The organism is Rhizorhabdus sp. GW822-FHT03C02 (assembly GCF_058801765.1).
The window spans coordinates 175946-192461 of the sequence record NZ_JBXANN010000010.1 but is presented as its reverse complement, the minus strand read 5'-3'; the positions used below and the strand labels follow the sequence as shown (position 1 = coordinate 192461).

The following is a 16516-nucleotide window of genomic DNA, read 5'->3' as shown; positions in this document are numbered from 1 at the left end:
CGATGCTCGATTTCCCCCCGTGGAAGGTCTGGAGCATCATCCTGGTGCTCCTCGCCGGCGTGCTGCTCGCCGTGCCCAGCTTCGTCCCCGAGGCGACCACCGACCGGATCGGCCTCGGCCATCTGCCGCGCATCAATCTGGGGCTCGACCTTTCGGGCGGCAGCCATCTGATGCTCGAGGCGGATACCGCCGACCTCGCCAAGCAGAATCTCGCCAAGATGGAGGACCAGGTCCGCCTCGAGCTGCGCCGCAACGATCCCAAGATCGACATCGGCGACATCTCGACGATCGATGGACGGCTGTCTTTTGCCGTACGCAACGGATCGCAGCTCGATACCGCGGTCGAGCGGTTGCGCACCCTGACCCAGCCGAGCGGGATGACCGGCCAGCGCGATTGGGACGTCCGTGTCGTCGACGGAACGCGGGTCGTCCTGACCCAGACCGACCAGGGCCTTGCCGCCGCGGTCGACAGCGCGATGCTGTCGGCGACCGAAGTCGTCCGCAAGCGCATCGACGAACTCGGCACCAAGGAGCCGAACATCGTCCGCCAGGGCAAGGATCGCATCCTCGTTCAGGTGCCGGGCCTCCAGGACCCCTCGGCGCTCAAGGCGCTGATCGGCAAGACCGCCAAGCTCGAGTTCAAGCTGGTCGACCAGATGGCGACTCCGGACCAGCTCGCGTCGGGCCGCGCGCCGGTCGGCAGCGAAGTCCTGCCTTATCCGAACAATCCGCTCGGAGTGCCGGTGATCGCGGTCAAGCGCCGCGCGATCATCACCGGCGACGAAGTGATCGACGCCAAGCAGGCGTTCGACAGCCAGACCAACGAAGCCATCGTCAACATCACCTTCAACGCCGAGGGCGGCCGCAAATTCGCGCGGGTCACCCAGGAGAATACCGGCAAGCCGTTCGCGATGATCCTCGACGGCAGCGTGATCTCGGCGCCGAGCATCAACGAGCCGATTCTCGGCGGCCAGGCGCGCATTTCGGGCCGTTTCACCACCGACAGCGCCAACCAGCTCGCGATCGCGCTGCGATCGGGCAAGCTGCCGGTCGCGCTCAAGGTGGTCGAGGAACGCACCGTCGGCCCCGAACTCGGTGCCGATTCGATCAAGGCGGGCACCACCGCCGCGGCGATCGCCGCGGCCGCGGTCGTGATCTTCATGCTGGTCAGCTATGGTCGGTTCGGCTTCTACGCCGACTGCGCGGTGGTGATTAACATCTTCGTGATCCTGGGGGTGATGGCGCTGTTCAACGGCACCCTGACCCTGCCCGGCATCGCCGGCTTCGTGCTCACCATCGGTACCGCGGTCGACGCCAACGTGCTGATCAACGAGCGCATCCGCGAGGAGTTCAAGCGTGGCCGAACCCCGTTCCAGGCGGTCGAGCTCGGCTATAAGGAAGCGAGCCGGACGATCTTCGAGGCGAACGTCACCCATGCGATCGCGGGCGGCATCATGTTCGTGCTCGGGTCGGCGCAGGTGAAGGGGTTCGCGCTGGTGCTGCTGATCGGCATCGCGACCTCGGTGTTCACCGCGGTGGTCTTCACCCGCATGCTCGTCGCCCATTGGCTGCGCAAGACGCGGCCGACCACGCTCAACGTCTGATCGGATAGAGTCCCATGCGTTTGCTGAAACTCGTCCCCGACGATACCAATATCGGCTTCGTCCGCGTTCGCCACATCGCCTTCGTGCTGACCGCGCTGCTGACGGTCGCGTCGATCGCGCTGGTCGGGATGCGCGGGCTCAACCTGGGTGTCGACTTCGTCGGCGGCCTGATGATCGAGGCGAAGTTCACCTCGCCGCCGCCGCTCGACAAGGTCCGCGGCACGATCGACGGCCTCGGCGTCGGCCAGGGCGCGCTCCAGCAGTTCGGCGATCCGAACAGCGTCTCGATCCGCCTGCCGCTGCCCGCAAGCAGCGACGAGGGCGCGAACAACAAGGTCGTCGCCAAGGTCTCCGACGCGCTGCGCAAGGACTATCCTGGAATCACCTTCCCGCGCTACGACACCGTGTCGGGCAAGGTCTCGAACGAGCTGATCGAGAACGGCATCCTCGCGGTGGTGCTCGCGGTGCTCGGCATCGCGGTCTTCTCCTGGTTCCGCTACGAGTGGCAGTTCGGCGTCTCGACCTTCGTCGCGATCGTCCACGACGTGCTGATGACGTTGGGCTTCTTCGCGCTGACCCGGCTCGAATTCGACCTCAACATCGTCGCGGCGGTGCTGACGATCATCGGCTATTCGATCAACGACAAGATGGTGATCGACGATCGTATCCGCGAGAATATGCGCAAATATCGCCAGATGGACATGAAGGCGCTGATCGACCTGTCGGTCAACGAGACCCTGCCGCGGACGGTGATGACCTCACTGACGATCATGCTCGCATTGGGCGCGCTGCTGCTGTTCGGCGGCCATGTGCTGCGCGGCTTCACCGCGGCGATGATGCTCGGCATCGTCGTCGGCACCTATTCGTCGGTCTATGTCTCGTCGTCACTGCTGATCACGCTCGGCCTTGAACCGCAGAAGTTCGACAAGAAGCCCAAGGAAGGCCGGCCGGGCGCCGAGCGCGTCGGCCCCAAGGGCTGATGGTAAGCTTCGATCGCGAGCAGCCGGCGAGCGGGCCGGTCATCGCCGGCTTCTCGGGCAATGCCTATCGGGTCGGCGACCGGATCGTCCCCGGCGGGCTGTGGCTGACCCCCGAGACTGCGCGCGACTGGCAGGCGCCGTCGATCGAGGCGCTCGCCGCGGCCGACCTGGTCGACCTGCTGGCGACGATGCCCGTGCCCGAATTCCTGCTCCTCGGATCGGGCCCGCGGATGCTCCGCCCCTCGCCGGCCTTCACCATCCAGGTCGAGGCGATGGGTTTCGGGATCGAGGTGATGGACAGCCGCGCCGCGGCCCGCGCCTGGAACGTGCTGCGCGGCGAAGACCGCTGGATCGTCGCGGCGCTGATGCCGCTGGGCTGACTAGAGCATTTTCAAGTCGGGTGGAATCACCTGACGGCTCGGAAAATGCGGCAAACAAAGACAATTTAGAGCATGTCCTGATCAATCTGATCAGGACATGCTCTAAAGTCGGTGCAGTGCGACGATATGCGCGAGATGCGCATAGAGCGCTTCGCTGTTCCGTTCCCAGGTGAAGCGCGCCGCCGCTGCGGCGACATCTGCCTGGGCCGGCGGGCTCGCCAATATCTCGCGCACCCCGGCCGCGATAGCGTGCGGTGAGGCATCGACGATCCGCCCGGCTGCCGGCCGGTCGACGACCTCGCGCGCGCCGCCGACATCGGTGATGACGATCGGGGTGCCGCAAGCGAGCGCCTCGACCCAGACATTGGCGAGCCCCTCCGCCTGCGAGGTGAGCACCAGCGCATCGGCGGCGGCGAGCAGCGGCGGGATCTCCTCGTGGGGCAGCGGCCCGGTGAGACGCACCCGGCCGGCAAGCCCGGCGGCGTCGATCTGCGCCTGCAGCGTGTCGTGATAGGGCCCGCGCCCGACGATGAGCAGGCTGGCCTCGGGGAGCGCGCCCATCGCCTCGATCACCAGATGATGGCCCTTGGGCGGGATCAGGTTGCCGATCGACAGCAGCAACGGTCCTTCGATCGCCAGCGCGGCCTTGGCGGCGGTGCGATCGACCGGCCGGAATGCGCGCTGGTCGACCCCGGTATGATGGACCTTGATCTTCGCCTCGGGCAGGCCGAGTCGCACCATCTCGCGCTTGAGCGCGGCCGATACCGCGAGCAGCCCGTCGGCGGCGAGGCCGGCCTTGCGGATCTGCGCGGCGCTCGGCCCATGATGTCCCCAGAAATTGATGTCGGTGCCGCGCGCCTTGATCGAGAAGGGAACGCCGAGCGCGCGGGCGAGCCCGGCCGCCGCCGGCCCGTCGGGATAGAAGAATTCGGCGTCGATCACATCGAACGCGAAATCGCGCCGGATCGTCTCGAGCAGCGGCAGCAGCGCGCGCCGCATCGCGATCGGATTGGTCCGCTCGCCGATCCGCGGCAGCGTCCAGAAGCGCGGACGATAGACGTCGAGGCCCTTCCAGTCCTCGCGCGTCGGCAGTTCGGTCAGCGCGCGATAATTGGCGTGCCGTTGCAGCCAGCGAAACGGCGGCAGCGCGAGCGGTGCGACCACCCGCAGATCGACATCGGGGCGGGCGGCCAGCGCCCGGGTCTGCCGCTCGACGAAGCCGCCGAAGGTCGGGCGGCTGGCGTCGGGAAACAGCGTCGAGAGGGTCAGGACCTTGAGCATTGCACGACTTCGCTTTCGATCGAATTTCGGTTCACCGATCCCCCATTGGCGTTGCCTCTACCCTCGGCTAAGAAGCGGCCATGCTGCGTAACGCCACCCGTCCGATCATCCTGTTGATCGCCGCCGCCCTTGTCACCCCTCTGGCCGGTTGCGCCAGCAACAAAAACAAGGCCGACACCAAATATGTCGCCCGCGACGTGGACACGCTCTACAACGCGGCGAAGGAGCGGCTCGACAAGCGCCAGTACAAGGTGGCCGCGGTCCTGTTCGACGAAGTCGAGCGCCAGCATCCCTATTCGCCCTGGGCCCGCCGCGCACAGCTGATGAGCGCGTTCAGCTATTATCTGGCCCGTGATTATACCGCTTCGATCGCCTCGGCGCAGCGCTTCATCTCGATCCATCCCGGCAATCGCGACGCGCCTTATGCGCTCTACCTGATCGCGATGGATCATTATGAGCAGATCCAGGACGTCACCCGCGATCAGAAGACGACCCAGGAAGCGCTCGACGCGATGAACGAGCTGATGCGGCGTTACCCCGATTCGCGATTCGCAGCCGACGCGCGGGTGAAGGTCGACCTGATCAACGACCATCTCGCCGGCAAGGAGATGGAGATCGGCCGCTTCTACCAGCGGCGCGCCGACTGGCTCGCGGCGGTGATCCGCTTCCGGATCGTGGTCGATCAATATGCGACCACCAGCCACGCCCCCGAAGCGCTGATGCGCCTGACCGAGAGCTATCTGGCGCTCGGTGTGCCGACCGAGGCCGAACGGTCGGCGGCGGTGCTCGGCGCCAACTATCCGGGCAGCAAATGGTATGAGCATGCCTATCAGCTGATTCAGAAGAAAACGCCGAAGGCGTGATCTTCTGAGTTATTTGTGCGCTGCGCTTGGCCCTCAAACGCCGGGCGGTCAGCGTCCGCTGACCTTGGCTTCGCGCCAATAAGGCGCGGCGGCCGTTCGGCCTTGCGGACCCTGCGGCTCCGTTAAATCGGCATGATGGCAGAGGATCGCTTGGCGCGCGGCCATGCGATGTTCTACAGATGTCCGCGATGCTGACCGCGCTCGCTATCCGTGACGTCGTGCTGATCGAGGCGCTCGACCTCGAATTCGGCGAAGGCCTGGGGACTCTCACCGGAGAGACCGGGGCGGGGAAGTCGATCCTGCTCGATGCGCTGGGGCTGGCGCTCGGCGTGCGCGCCGACAGCGGGCTGGTCCGCAATGGCGCGCAGCAGGCGGTGGTGACCGCGAGTTTCGATCTCCCGGCCGATCATCAGGTCGCCGCGCTGCTCGACGAGAACGGCCTGGGCGGCGAGCCCGGCGAGCCGTTGGTGATCCGACGCATCGTCAAGGCCGACGGTGGCAGCCGGGCGCTGGTCAACGGTCAGCCCGCGTCCGCCTCGACCCTGCGCGAACTCGGGGCGATGCTGGTCGAGATCCATGGCCAGCATGACGATCGCGGGCTGCTCAACGCCCGCGGCCATCGCGCGCTGCTCGATATCTTCGGCCGCCTCGACGTGCGCGGTGTCGGCGAGGCCCATGCCGCCTGGCGGCGGGCGGCGGACGCGCTCGACGTCGCGCGCACCGATCTCGACAACGCCGCGCGCGATCGCGAATGGCTCGAACATGCCGTCGCCGAACTGGGCGGTTTCGCGCCCGAGGCCGGCGAGGAAGAGGAACTGGCGAGCGCGCGCACCGACATGCAGAAGGGCGCGCGGCTGACCGACGACCTGACCGCGGTCTCCGCCCATCTCGAAGGCTCCGAAGGCGGGCTGGCGGCGCTGCGTCAGGCGGCACGCCGGCTCGACCGGATCGCGCCGGAACATCCGCTGCTGGCCGAAGCGCTCGAAGCGCTCGACCGCGCGGTGATCGAGGCGTCCGAGGCCGAGGACAGACTGGCCGCCGCCGCCCAGGCGATGAGCTTCGATCCGGCCCGGCTCGAAGCGGTCGAGACCCGCCTGTTCGATCTGCGCGCGCTGGCGCGCAAGCATCGGGTCGCCCCCGATGAACTGGCGGCGCTGCACGCCGAGCTGGCGGCGCGGCTCGACCGGATCGAGGCTGGTGGCGCCGGCCTTGCGCGGCTCGAGGCGGAGGCCGCCGCGGCGCGCGCCGCCTATCTCGATCGCGCGCAGGCGCTCGGCGAAGCGCGTCGGGCCGCCGCTGCACGGCTCGACGCGGCGGTGGCGGGCGAACTCGCGCCGCTCAAGCTCGATGCCGCGCGCTTCAAGACCGTCGTCGAGACGCTTCCGGAAAATCTGTGGGCCGCGCATGGCCGCGACCGGGTGGAGTTCGAGATCGCGACCAATCCGGGGGCGCCGTTCGCACCGCTCGCCAAGATCGCCAGCGGCGGCGAATTGTCGCGCTTCATCCTCGCGCTCAAGGTCGCACTCGCCGAAGAGGGGGGCGCGGGCACGATGATCTTCGACGAGATCGACCGCGGTGTCGGCGGCGCGGTCGCAAGCGCGATCGGCGACCGGCTCGCCCGGCTTGCCGCCAAGGCGCAGGTGCTGGTGGTGACCCACTCGCCGCAGGTCGCCGCGCGTGGGCAGCAGCACTGGCTGATCGCCAAGAGCCATGACGGGCTCGTCACCCGCACCGGCGTGCGCCCGCTCGACGATGCCGACCGGCGCGAGGAGATCGCCCGGATGCTGTCGGGCGCCGAGGTCACCGCCGAGGCGCGCGCGCAGGCGGCGCGCTTGCTCGAGGTGGCATGATCTTTCGCGCTTAGGGTGATCTACCGCATAGCAAGCATGCTCCATTCCGCCCATGATCGATGAAAATCGAGCGAGGCGGGGGCCTGGATGAAAACAGTCACGATCATGGCGTTGGCGCTGCTGGCGACGCCGACGTTCGCAACGCCCAATCTCTACGACCGGGTCGACCAGAAGATCGCCGCGACGCCGGCGATCCGGGCATCGCTCGGCATGCCCGCGCCGCAGATGCGCGACGTCGACTGGATGGTCGGCAAATGGGAAATCGTCGCGCAGGCCGACGGCGCCGATCCGGCCAAGCCCGCCGACGCCAAACCCGGAGATAGGGGCAGCTCGACGGTGACGAAGACGCTGGGCGGGGTGTGGCTCGAGATTCGCGACAATTATCCGAACGGCACCACCGACATCGGCTATCTCACCTATAATGTCGCGACCAACCAGTGGGTCAGCCTGTCGTTCGACGCGCTCGCCAACGCCACCCGCACCGTCGCGGCGGGCTGGAGCAACGGCCGCGCGACTTTCGAAGGCGACGCGGTGATCGTCGGGGTGCCGGCGCGGCTGCAGCAGGTGATCGAGCGGGTGAGCGACGGCGAATATCGGGTGACCAACCAGGAATGGCGCGACGGCAGCTGGCAGAAACTCGATTCGTACCGATATCAGCGGGTCAGCCGATAGCGAGATCGCGCGCTCGATGCTCGATCAGGTCCCAGCGATTGCCGTAGAGATCCTCGAACACCGCGACCATGCCATAAGCCTCGGCACGCGGCGCCTCGACGAAGCGCACCCCGCGCGCGCTCCACGCGGCATGATCGCGGGCAAAATCGTCGGTGTGGAGGAACAGGAAGACGCGGCCGCCGCTCTGGTTGCCGATCGCGCCGGCCTGGCGTTCGTCGGCGGCCCGGGCAAGCAGAAGCCCGCCCTCGCTGCCCGGCGGCGCCACGATCACCCAGCGCTTGTCGGCCGTCAGCGGGCTGTCCTCGCGCAGGTCGAAGCCGAGGATGCCGACATAGAAGGCGATCGCCTCGTCATAGTCACGCACGACGAGCGCGGTGAGAGCGAGCCGCTGCATCGTCAGAACGCCGCCGACTTGCTGTCGAGATCGGGCAGGCCGTCGGTCGACGGGCCCTTGAGCAGCCGTGGCGCGTCGCCGATCTCGACGATGTCGCGGTCATGGCCGATCGCGACCGGTCCGGCGTAGCCGGCGGCGCGGACGCGGGCGACGATCATGTCGTCGCCGGCCTTGCCGCCCATCTCCTTCTTGACGATGTGCGAGAAGACCGCGAGGCCCGGGCGCGCCTCCCTGAACAGCCGCGCCGCCTGTTCGGGGGTGGTGAGCTTGGCGAGGACGCCCTGCATCTCGGGCATCGCCGACAGCCGCGGCGAGAAGGCGATGACATTCTGGACGAGCAGATCGGCGCCGCGCGACACCTGCGACAGGCCGGAGGTGTAGGTGGTGTCGCCCGACAGCACGACCCGACGCCCGGCCCGCTCGATCGAATAGCCATAAGCCGGGTCGCCATCGGCATGCTCGACCGCGAAGGCCGAGACGCGCAGCCCGTCATGATCGTAGATCGGTCCAGGGCGGACCTCGTGAACCTTGACCGCGATCGCCGCGGCGGGATTGAAGGCATTGGTGCGCAGTTGCACGTCATGGCCGTACATCGCCCGCATCCCCGCGACCATCGCCGCGGTGCCCGGCGGCCCCCAGATCTCGATCGGCGCGGTGCGGCCGAGCAGGAACCAGGGCGTCATCCACAGCTCGGGCAGTCCCGAGATATGGTCGCTGTGGAGATGGGTCAGGACGATCCGGGTCACCCGTTTCGGGTTGATCCGCTGTTCGTAGAGCCGCTGGAGGGTGCCGCGGCCGACGTCGAACAGCAGCAGGTCGGCAGGCGCCTCGACCAGCGTCGCATAGCCCTGGCGGTCGGGGGTCAGTTCGGGGCCGCCGGTGCCGAGCAGATGGACGCGCATCGCCGGATCGGCCAGCGCCGGCGGTGCGAGACCGACGAGCATCAACATTGCAAGCCACAGCTTCACGATCGCACCCCCCTTGCGCTAGGACCCGGTCATGACTCCGATCGACCAGATAAGCGAGGCCGAAGCCTCCGAACGCCTCGCCGCGCTAGCCGCCGAAATCGCGCGGCACAATGCGCTCTATCATGGCGATGACGCGCCCGAGATTTCGGATGCAGATTATGATGCGCTGGTCCGCGAGAACGCCGCGATCGAAGCGCGCTTTCCGGCGCTGGTGCGCGCCGATTCGCCGTCGCGGCTGGTCGGATCGGCGCCGTCGGGGCATCTGGCGAAGGTCGCGCATGCGCTGCCGATGCTCAGCCTCGACAATGCCTTTGCCGACGAGGATGTCGCCGAATTCGTCGCGCGCATCCGGCGCTATCTCAGCCTGCCCGAAGCCGAGCCGGTCGCGCTCACCGCCGAGCCCAAGATCGACGGCCTGTCCTGCTCGCTGCGCTATGAACAGGGTGTGCTGGTGCTCGCGGCGACGCGCGGCGACGGCACCACCGGCGAGGACGTCACCGCCAATGTGCGGCATATCGACGATATTCCCGAGCGGCTGGACGGCGACGTTCCGGCGGTTTTCGAGATTCGCGGCGAGGTCTATATGGCCAAGGCCGATTTCACCGCGCTCAACCTACGCATGCTCGCCGAAGTCGAGGATCCGGCCAAGGCGCGCCAGTTCGCCAATCCGCGCAACGCCGCCGCCGGCTCGCTGCGCCAGAAGGATCCGAGCGTCACAGCATCGCGGCCGCTGCGCTTCCTCGCCCATGGCTGGGGCGAGGCGTCGGGGCTTCCCGCCGACACCCAGAAGGGGGTGATGGATGCGATCGCCGGCTGGGGCGTGCCGGTGTCCGACGATCTGGTGCGGGTCGAGGGCGCCGAACCCGCGCTCGCCCATTATCGCGGCATCGAGGCGCGTCGCGCCGACCTGCCGTTCGACATCGACGGGGTCGTCTACAAGGTCGACCGGCTCGACTGGCAGAAGCGGCTCGGCTTCGTCGCCAAGGCGCCGCGCTGGGCGATCGCGCACAAGTTTCCGGCCGAAAAGGCGCAGACCCAGCTCAAGGCGATCGACATCCAGGTCGGGCGCACCGGCAAGCTGACCCCGGTCGCGCGGCTCGAACCGGTGACGGTCGGGGGCGTCGTCGTCACCAACGCGACCCTGCACAATGCCGATGAGGTCGGGCGGCTGAACGTCTGGCCGGGCGACCGGGTGGTGTTGCAGCGTGCGGGCGACGTGATCCCGCAGATCGTCGAGAATCTGTCGCGCGACGAAGCGCGTGGCGCCTGGCCTTTCCCCCAGACCTGTCCCGAATGCGGGTCGGCGGCCGAGCGCGAGCCCGGCGAGGTCGATTACCGCTGCACCGGCGGGCTGATCTGTCCCGCGCAACGGGTCGAGCGGCTGCGCCATTTCGTGTCGCGCCACGCGCTCGACATCGAGGGGCTCGGGTTGGTCCATATCGAGAGCTTCTTCCGCGACAGGCTGGTCGAGGCGCCGGCGGACATCTTCCGGCTGACCCGAGAGACGCTGCTGACCCGCGAGCGCTGGGCCGAACTGTCGGCCGCCAATCTGATCGCGGCGATCGACGCCAAGCGCGCGCCGTCGCTCGACCGCTTCCTGTTCGCGCTGGGCATCCGCCATGTCGGCGAGGTCACCGCGCGCGACCTCGCGCGGCGCTATCGCAGCTGGGATGCGCTCAAGGCGATGATCGACCGGGCGATCGAGGCGCGGGGCGCGATGATCCAGGCGATCGGCGAAAGCGACGAGAAATTCGCCCAGCGCGGCGCCAAGGAACTGGCGGCGATCATCGAGACGCCGGGGGTCGGCCCCGAGGTGGCGTTCGCGCTGATCGATTTCTTCGCCGAACCGCATAACCAGGACGCGGTCGCCGATCTGCTGAGCCAGGTCGCGCCCGCCGACCTGATCCACGAGACCCGCGCCTCCGAAGTCAGCGGCAAGACCGTGGTCTTCACCGGCAGCCTCGAGACGCTGTCGCGCGACGAGGCCAAGGCGCAGGCCGAGGCTTTGGGCGCGAAGGTCGCGGGATCGGTGTCGGCGAAGACCGATCTGGTCGTGGCAGGGCCGGGGGCGGGATCTAAACTGAAGAAAGCCGCCGATCTCGGGATCAGGGTCGTCGACGAGGCGGGCTGGGCGGAGATCGTCGCAAAGGCCGGATAATTTCGATTGCGAAACATATTGCAATCCTTTTCCTAGGCTTTCCTACATAAGTTAATGCCCCTAGGCGCCTTTTCGCTTGGTCGCGGCGAAGGGTTGTGGATAAGGCGGGATCATGCGCGCGGGCATCGCAACCAGGGGGGCTCCGGTTCTGTCGATCGCGGGGCTCGCTGTGGCGATCCTCGCGGCGCTGCTTGCGCTGTTTCTGGTGCGTGCGCAGGCGCGATCGAACGAATGGGTGCAGCATGCGCTGCAGGTCCAGCTCCGGCTAAACCATGTCTCGGAGATGATCCGGACGATCGAATCCGACACGCGCGGCTATATGCTGACCCATGAGCAGGCGATGCGGTCGAGCACCGTCCAGACCGGCGAGCGGCTCGACGCCGCGCTCGACGAGCTGTCGTGGGAGGTCCGCGACAATCCGGTGCAGATCGCCAATCTGGCGCGGTTGCGCAGCCTGATCGCCCAGCGGCTGAGCTTCGCCCGCGTCAACGCCGCGCGCTACGACGATGGCAGGATGATCCCCGCCGATCTCGCGGTGCGCGGTCCGCAACTGATGGCGATGGTCACCGGGCAGATCGAGAAGATGGCCGGGACCGAGCGCGGGCTGCTGGCCCTGCGCCGCACCGAGACCGACCGTCTCGTCTACGGGCTGGGCGCGAGCCTGGTGCTGACGGTGCTGCTGGTGCTCGCAGTGGCGGGAACGATCCTGCGCGACGCCCGACGCCGCGAGGTCGAACTCACCGCCGCCCGCGACGTGGCGATCGCCGCCGAGCGCGCGATCCGCGAGCAGATCGAGCGGCTCGAGGCGGCCGAGGACCAGATCCGCCAGATGCAGAAGATGGAGTCGATCGGGCAGCTCACCGGGGGCATCGCCCACGACTTCAACAATATGCTGGCGATCGTGATCGGCAGCCTCGATCTGGCGCGGCGGCGTCTCGAAGGCGACCCCGAACGGCTCAAGCGCTGCATCAACAATGCCTATGAGGGCGCCGAACGCGCCGCGGCGCTCACCGCGCGGCTGCTCGCCTTTTCGCGGCAGACCCCGCTCGCGCCGATCACGCTGGACATCAACAAGCTCGTCGCCGGCATGTCCGAATTGCTGCGCCGGACGATGGGCGAGCAATATATGGTCGAGACCGTCCTGTCGGGCGGGCTGTGGCGTGCCTTCGTCGATCCGGGCCAGCTCGAAAATGCGCTGGTCAATCTGTCGGTCAACGCCCGCGACGCGATGGCCGAGGGCGGCCGGGTGACGATCGAGACCGCCAATGCCTATCTCGACGACGAATATGCGCGCGACCGTGCCGAGGTCACCCCCGGCCAATATGTGATGATCAGCGTGTCCGACACCGGCACCGGCATGACCCCCGAGGTGATCGCGCGCGCTTTCGATCCCTTCTTCACCACCAAGCCGCTGGGCAAGGGCACCGGCCTCGGCCTCAGCCAGATCTACGGCTTCGCCAAGCAGACGGGCGGCCATATCGCGATCTATTCGGAGCCCGGCCAGGGCACGACGGTGAAGCTCTATCTGCCGCGCCATATGGGCGAGGCGGTCGAGCCGCGGACTTCGCGTCCGCCCGAAAGCGTGCTGCCGACCGCCCAGCCGGGCGAGGTGATCCTGGTGGTCGAGGATGAACAGCGGGTGCGGCACTTCTCGGTCGATGCGCTGCGCGAGCTCGGTTATGTCGTGATCTCGGCGGAGAATGGTTTCGAGGCGCTCAAGGCGATCGATAGCCAGCCGCAGATCACGATGCTGTTCACCGATATCGTGATGCCCGACATGAATGGCCGCAAGCTCGCCGATGCCGCGACCGAGAAGCGCCCCGACCTCAAGGTCCTCTACACCACCGGCTATACCCGCAACGCGGTGGTCCATAACGGCATGCTCGATGCCGGGGTCGCCTTCCTGCCCAAGCCGTTCAGCGTCACCCAGCTCGCGATCAAGGTGCGCGAAGTCATGGATGGGGCGGGAGCCAATCGGCCCGCGTGAGGGGCCGCCATTTGCGCCATGCCGGGCTGCAAATGGCGCCGTCCTTCGCTTCCGGTGCTCACGTACATGAAGTACGCTGCGCTCCGGGTCTCGGACCGCACCATTTTCGCCGCGGCCTGACGCAAATGGCGACCCCTCACATGTCGCGCCTGGCGCCTTATCGGCTTTAGCGCCGCCGCTTGACCATGCGCAGGGTCGGCCAGTCGCCGCGGGTGTGGCGGCGGGCGAGGTAGAGGCCGTGGCGGCGATAGGCGGCGGCAACCGCGTCGGCCTGGGTGTCGAGCAGGCCGGCGAGGATCAGCGAGCCGCCGGGCAGCAGCGCATCGGCGAACACCGGCGCCAGCTCGATCAGCGGGCCGGCGAGGATGTTCGCGATCAGCAGGTCATAGGGTGCTCGCGCCTTCAGGCGGGGGTGGGCGAGGCCGGGGGCGACGACCAGCTCGACCCGCCCGCGGGTACGTCCGACGGGGACGCGATTGACCGTGGCATTTTCGAGCGTGACCTCGATCGACACCGGATCGATGTCCGATGCGATGACCTTCGCCGCTGGCCAGAGCGCGCGCGCCGCGAAGGCGAGCAGCCCGGTGCCGGTGCCGACATCGGCGATATCGTCGAATCGCAGGCCCGCCCGCTTGAGGTGATCGAGCATTTCGAGGCAACCGGTCGTGGTCTCGTGATGGCCGGTGCCGAACGCGCGGCCGGCATCGATCATGAACGGGGTCAGCCCGTCGGGAATGTCGGTCGCATTGGCGGGGGTGTGGACGAAGAAGCGCCCGGCACGGATCGGCTCGAGTCCGGCCTGCGAGAGGGTGACCCAGTCTTCCTCGGGAATATGCTCGATCTGCGGTTTGATCCGCTTCGCCGACGGCACGAGACCGCGGACCAGCTCGATCAGCGCCTTGTCGGGCTGCTGCTCGCAATAGACGTCGAGCTGCCATGCGTCGGGCTTGTCGGGATCGGGCTCGCTGGTCATCAGCGTCGGCAGCGGATCGAGCTCGGCGAGCTCGGGGACATCCTCGGCCAAGCGTTCGGCCTCGGCCTTGGTGCAGGGCAGGCTGATCCGCCAGCTGCCTTCGCGCGCCGCGTTGAACGGAAAGCCGGTCACCCCGTCACCCTTCGGTTCGTCGCCCCGGCGTAGTTTAGCGGACATAGCTGGCCCCGTTGATGTCGATCACCGCACCGGTCATCGACGGCGGCGCCTGAAGCGCCAGGAAAGACGCGGCCTCGGCGACCTCGTCGGGTTCGGCGACCCGCCCCAGCGGGATGTCGGCGAGCAGTTGCTCGCCGTCGCGACTCTCGAGATAGTCCTCGGCCATGCCGGTTCTGGTAAAGCCCGGACAGATGGCGAAGGCGAGGATATTCTCGTGCGCATAGCCGCGCGCGATCGTCTTGGTGATGCCGATCATCCCCGCCTTCGACGCGGCATAATGCCAGTGCGAGGGGCTGTCGCCGCGATAGGCGGCGCGGCTGGCGATGTTGACGATGCGGCCGCCGTCGTGCCGGCGGAAATGGAGCACCGCGAGCCTGCTGAGTTCGGCCGACGCGGTCAGGTTGATCTGCAGCGTCCGCGCCCAGGCATCCGACCAGGCGGTGTCGGGCGCCTCGAGCGCGGCGGTCTCGAACACCCCGGCATTGTTGATCAGCACGTCGATCCGCCCGTCGAGCAGCGCCAGCGCCTGGTCCCAGAGCCGGCGCGGCGCGCCCGGATCGGCGAGGTCGGCGGCGATGATATTATCGTCGCCGTCGGCCGATCGATGGCCGATAATCCGCACATCATCCTGCTGCGCCAGGCGCGCGACGATCGCGGCGCCGATTCCCCGGCTGCTGCCGGTCACCAATATGTTCGTGGTCATGACCGCGCAGTTAGGCGCGCGGCGCCGTCCGGGAAAGGGGCAAGCGGAGCGGGTGGCCGCAACGGGGACGAAACGGTCCCCGGTTGCGGCGGTTTATGCCGCGAGGCGCGAGACGAAGTCGCCGGTCAGGGTTTCGAGGCGCGACAGTTCGTCGTCGACCCCGCGGAAACCGGCCTCGAGCTCGTCGATCTCGCCGGCGACGGTCTCGGTGTCGCTGCGGATCGCCGAGATCGTGCTCGACATCGAATCGGCGGCCAGCGCGGTCTCGTCGACCGCGGCGGTGATCATCGTGACGGTCTGCGCCTGGGTCTCCATCGTCGAACGGATGCGCTCGGCCGAACTCTGGACCTCGCCGACGATGTCACGGATCGCGCCATTGGCGTCGACGGTCTGGCGAGTCGCGGCCTGGATCGCGGCGATCTTGGCGGCGATATCGTCGGTGGCGCGGGCGGTCTGGCTGGCGAGGCTCTTCACCTCCTGCGCGACCACCGCGAAGCCGCGGCCGGCGTCGCCGGCGCGGGCCGCCTCGATCGTCGCGTTGAGCGCGAGCAGGTTGGTCTGGCCGGCGATGTCGCGGATCAGGCCGAGGATCGATTCGATCGCGAGCGCATGGTCGGACAGCACTTCGGACAAAGCGACGGCATGGACCGAACGGTCGGCGGCGCGGGTGGCGATCTGGGCGGCGACCTCGACCTCGGCACGGCTCTCCTCGATCGCGCGGATCAGGCCGGCGGCGGTGTGGGCGGCCTCGCGCATCGCCAGCGCCGACTGTTCGGCGGCGGCAGCGACCTCGGAGGCCTTGCCGAGCATGCCGCGGGCGGCCGACGAGGTATGGCCGGTGCGCTTGCGCAGCCCGCGCGAATCGCCGACCGCGCGGGTCAGCGCATCGGAGATGGTCGAGCGGAACTGCAGGCCTTCGGTCGACAGCGCGCGGGTCTTGCTCGCATGCGACAGCGCGCCGATCTGCATCAGCGACAGGTCGAGATAGAGCGAATGCAGCGTGACCAGCGCCGAGATGCTGGTCGAGACGAATTCGGGACGGTCGGCGAAGCGGCCATGGAGCGCGTTGCACAACACCGCGATCTGGTCGTTGGTATATTTGGCGAGGCGCGAGAAATCATTGCCGCGATTATGGCTGTCGATCACCGTGCCGAGCGTCGCGCGCAGGCTGGCGGTGTCGATCGGGCTGGTGAGCATATGCCGCCACTGGGCGATCATGCCTTCGACCGGGTCGGTGATACGGGTGATCGCCGCCAGCGCCATCTGCGCGGTCGCGTTGCGGCTCATCAGCGCCGGCGCCTGCGCGCGCAGGTCGTCGAAGATCGCGCCGGCTTCATGCCAGATCGGGGCGAGCAGCGTGCCCAGGTCGCCATTGGCATCATAGATCGCCAGCTTGGCGCCGATCTGTTCGTCGGTGAGCGTCATTCCGCCGTCGATGTGCCCCGTCGTCATGATCAGTCCGCTTCCCATTCAGCTATATGGCGACCGGCGAATCCCGTCGGTTGGGAACGGGATAGCCGTCATTG

The 16516-nt window shown here is 67.9% G+C and carries 14 protein-coding genes; 8 read left to right on the top strand and 6 right to left on the bottom strand.

Translation table 11 applies throughout. The features are described from left to right. Nucleotides 1-2: 2 nt before the first annotated feature. The 3 genes from secD to AC1RM6_RS22380 are packed head-to-tail and all read left to right on the top strand — an operon-like array spanning nt 3 to nt 2964. Nucleotides 3-1604 (top strand): protein translocase subunit SecD, encoded by a 1602-nt coding sequence (gene secD, locus AC1RM6_RS22390; RefSeq protein ID WP_493105298.1) that lies wholly within the window; start codon nt 3-5, stop codon nt 1602-1604. A 14-nt stretch (nt 1605-1618) separates the two neighbouring features. Further along, on the top strand, nt 1619-2584 hold the full coding sequence (gene secF, locus AC1RM6_RS22385; RefSeq protein ID WP_493105296.1) for a protein translocase subunit SecF: 966 nt from the start codon (nt 1619-1621) through the stop codon (nt 2582-2584). After that, on the top strand, nt 2584-2964 hold the full coding sequence (locus AC1RM6_RS22380) for an MTH938/NDUFAF3 family protein (protein WP_493105294.1): 381 nt from the start codon (nt 2584-2586) through the stop codon (nt 2962-2964). Before secF ends, AC1RM6_RS22380 begins: the two co-directional genes overlap by 1 nt. A 102-nt stretch (nt 2965-3066) precedes the next feature. On the opposite strand, the gene AC1RM6_RS22375 is transcribed toward AC1RM6_RS22380, so the two are convergent. Then, nucleotides 3067-4245, bottom strand: a complete 1179-nt coding sequence (locus AC1RM6_RS22375) for a glycosyltransferase (protein WP_493105292.1) — start codon at nt 4243-4245, stop codon at nt 3067-3069. An 80-nt stretch (nt 4246-4325) separates the two neighbouring features. Between AC1RM6_RS22375 and AC1RM6_RS22370 the strand changes: the two genes are divergently transcribed. The 3 genes from AC1RM6_RS22370 to AC1RM6_RS22360 all read left to right on the top strand — a co-directional run bounded on the left by AC1RM6_RS22370 (nt 4326) and on the right by AC1RM6_RS22360 (nt 7630). Next, the gene (locus AC1RM6_RS22370; RefSeq protein ID WP_493105290.1) at nt 4326-5108 is read left to right on the top strand and encodes an outer membrane protein assembly factor BamD; all 783 of its coding nucleotides are present in this window, start codon (nt 4326-4328) and stop codon (nt 5106-5108) included. A gap of 188 nt (nt 5109-5296) precedes the next feature. Continuing rightward, on the top strand, nt 5297-6958 hold the full coding sequence (recN, locus tag AC1RM6_RS22365; protein ID WP_493105398.1) for a DNA repair protein RecN: 1662 nt from the start codon (nt 5297-5299) through the stop codon (nt 6956-6958). Between the two features lie 87 nt (nt 6959-7045). Beyond that, nucleotides 7046-7630 (top strand): hypothetical protein, encoded by a 585-nt coding sequence (locus AC1RM6_RS22360; RefSeq protein WP_493105288.1) that lies wholly within the window; start codon nt 7046-7048, stop codon nt 7628-7630. Here AC1RM6_RS22360 and AC1RM6_RS22355 read toward each other — a convergent pair. Further along, nucleotides 7620-8024: a VOC family protein gene (locus AC1RM6_RS22355; RefSeq protein WP_493105286.1), complete on the bottom strand. Its 405-nt coding sequence runs from the start codon at nt 8022-8024 to the stop codon at nt 7620-7622. The genes AC1RM6_RS22360 and AC1RM6_RS22355 overlap by 11 nt on opposite strands. Before the next feature lie 2 nt (nt 8025-8026). After that, complete coding sequence (locus tag AC1RM6_RS22350) at nt 8027-8992, bottom strand: MBL fold metallo-hydrolase (RefSeq protein WP_493105284.1); 966 nt, start codon at nt 8990-8992, stop codon at nt 8027-8029. Between the two features lie 31 nt (nt 8993-9023). Between AC1RM6_RS22350 and ligA the strand changes: the two genes are divergently transcribed. Together ligA and AC1RM6_RS22340 are read left to right on the top strand one after the other, a co-directional pair. After that, nucleotides 9024-11150 carry an NAD-dependent DNA ligase LigA gene (ligA, locus tag AC1RM6_RS22345; protein ID WP_493105282.1) on the top strand — a complete coding sequence of 709 codons (2127 nt, stop codon included), beginning with the start codon at nt 9024-9026 and terminating at the stop codon, nt 11148-11150. A 112-nt stretch (nt 11151-11262) separates the two neighbouring features. Next, nucleotides 11263-13137 (top strand): ATP-binding protein, encoded by a 1875-nt coding sequence (locus AC1RM6_RS22340; protein WP_493105280.1) that lies wholly within the window; start codon nt 11263-11265, stop codon nt 13135-13137. A 166-nt stretch (nt 13138-13303) separates the two neighbouring features. Here the strand turns inward: AC1RM6_RS22340 and AC1RM6_RS22335 are convergent, their stop codons facing one another. From AC1RM6_RS22335 to AC1RM6_RS22325, 3 genes are all read right to left on the bottom strand, one after another. Further along, the gene (locus tag AC1RM6_RS22335; protein ID WP_493105278.1) at nt 13304-14287 is read right to left on the bottom strand and encodes a 50S ribosomal protein L11 methyltransferase; all 984 of its coding nucleotides are present in this window, start codon (nt 14285-14287) and stop codon (nt 13304-13306) included. Beyond that, entirely contained in the window at nt 14277-14990 is a 714-nt protein-coding gene (locus AC1RM6_RS22330) for an SDR family NAD(P)-dependent oxidoreductase (RefSeq protein ID WP_493105277.1), read from the bottom strand. The genes AC1RM6_RS22335 and AC1RM6_RS22330 overlap by 11 nt, the downstream gene beginning before the upstream one ends. 93 nt (nt 14991-15083) lie before the next feature. After that, nucleotides 15084-16442 (bottom strand): methyl-accepting chemotaxis protein, encoded by a 1359-nt coding sequence (locus AC1RM6_RS22325; RefSeq protein WP_493105275.1) that lies wholly within the window; start codon nt 16440-16442, stop codon nt 15084-15086. Nucleotides 16443-16516 lie beyond the last annotated feature (74 nt).

Excerpts from the sequence above, each read along its gene's own strand:
- AC1RM6_RS22325 (WP_493105275.1), bottom strand. The coding sequence starts at position 16,442 with ATGACGACGGGGCACATCGACGGCGGAATGACGCTCACCGACGAACAG.
- AC1RM6_RS22370 (WP_493105290.1), top strand. The coding sequence starts at position 4,326 with ATGCTGCGTAACGCCACCCGTCCGATCATCCTGTTGATCGCCGCCGCC.
- AC1RM6_RS22375 (WP_493105292.1), bottom strand. The coding sequence starts at position 4,245 with ATGCTCAAGGTCCTGACCCTCTCGACGCTGTTTCCCGACGCCAGCCGC.
- AC1RM6_RS22330 (WP_493105277.1), bottom strand. The coding sequence starts at position 14,990 with ATGACCACGAACATATTGGTGACCGGCAGCAGCCGGGGAATCGGCGCC.
- ligA (WP_493105282.1), top strand. The coding sequence starts at position 9,024 with ATGACTCCGATCGACCAGATAAGCGAGGCCGAAGCCTCCGAACGCCTC.
- recN (WP_493105398.1), top strand. The coding sequence starts at position 5,297 with ATGCTGACCGCGCTCGCTATCCGTGACGTCGTGCTGATCGAGGCGCTC.
- secF (WP_493105296.1), top strand. The coding sequence starts at position 1,619 with ATGCGTTTGCTGAAACTCGTCCCCGACGATACCAATATCGGCTTCGTC.
- AC1RM6_RS22355 (WP_493105286.1), bottom strand. The coding sequence starts at position 8,024 with ATGCAGCGGCTCGCTCTCACCGCGCTCGTCGTGCGTGACTATGACGAG.
- AC1RM6_RS22360 (WP_493105288.1), top strand. The coding sequence starts at position 7,046 with ATGAAAACAGTCACGATCATGGCGTTGGCGCTGCTGGCGACGCCGACG.
- AC1RM6_RS22340 (WP_493105280.1), top strand. The coding sequence starts at position 11,263 with ATGCGCGCGGGCATCGCAACCAGGGGGGCTCCGGTTCTGTCGATCGCG.
- AC1RM6_RS22380 (WP_493105294.1), top strand. The coding sequence starts at position 2,584 with ATGGTAAGCTTCGATCGCGAGCAGCCGGCGAGCGGGCCGGTCATCGCC.
- AC1RM6_RS22335 (WP_493105278.1), bottom strand. The coding sequence starts at position 14,287 with ATGTCCGCTAAACTACGCCGGGGCGACGAACCGAAGGGTGACGGGGTG.
- secD (WP_493105298.1), top strand. The coding sequence starts at position 3 with ATGCTCGATTTCCCCCCGTGGAAGGTCTGGAGCATCATCCTGGTGCTC.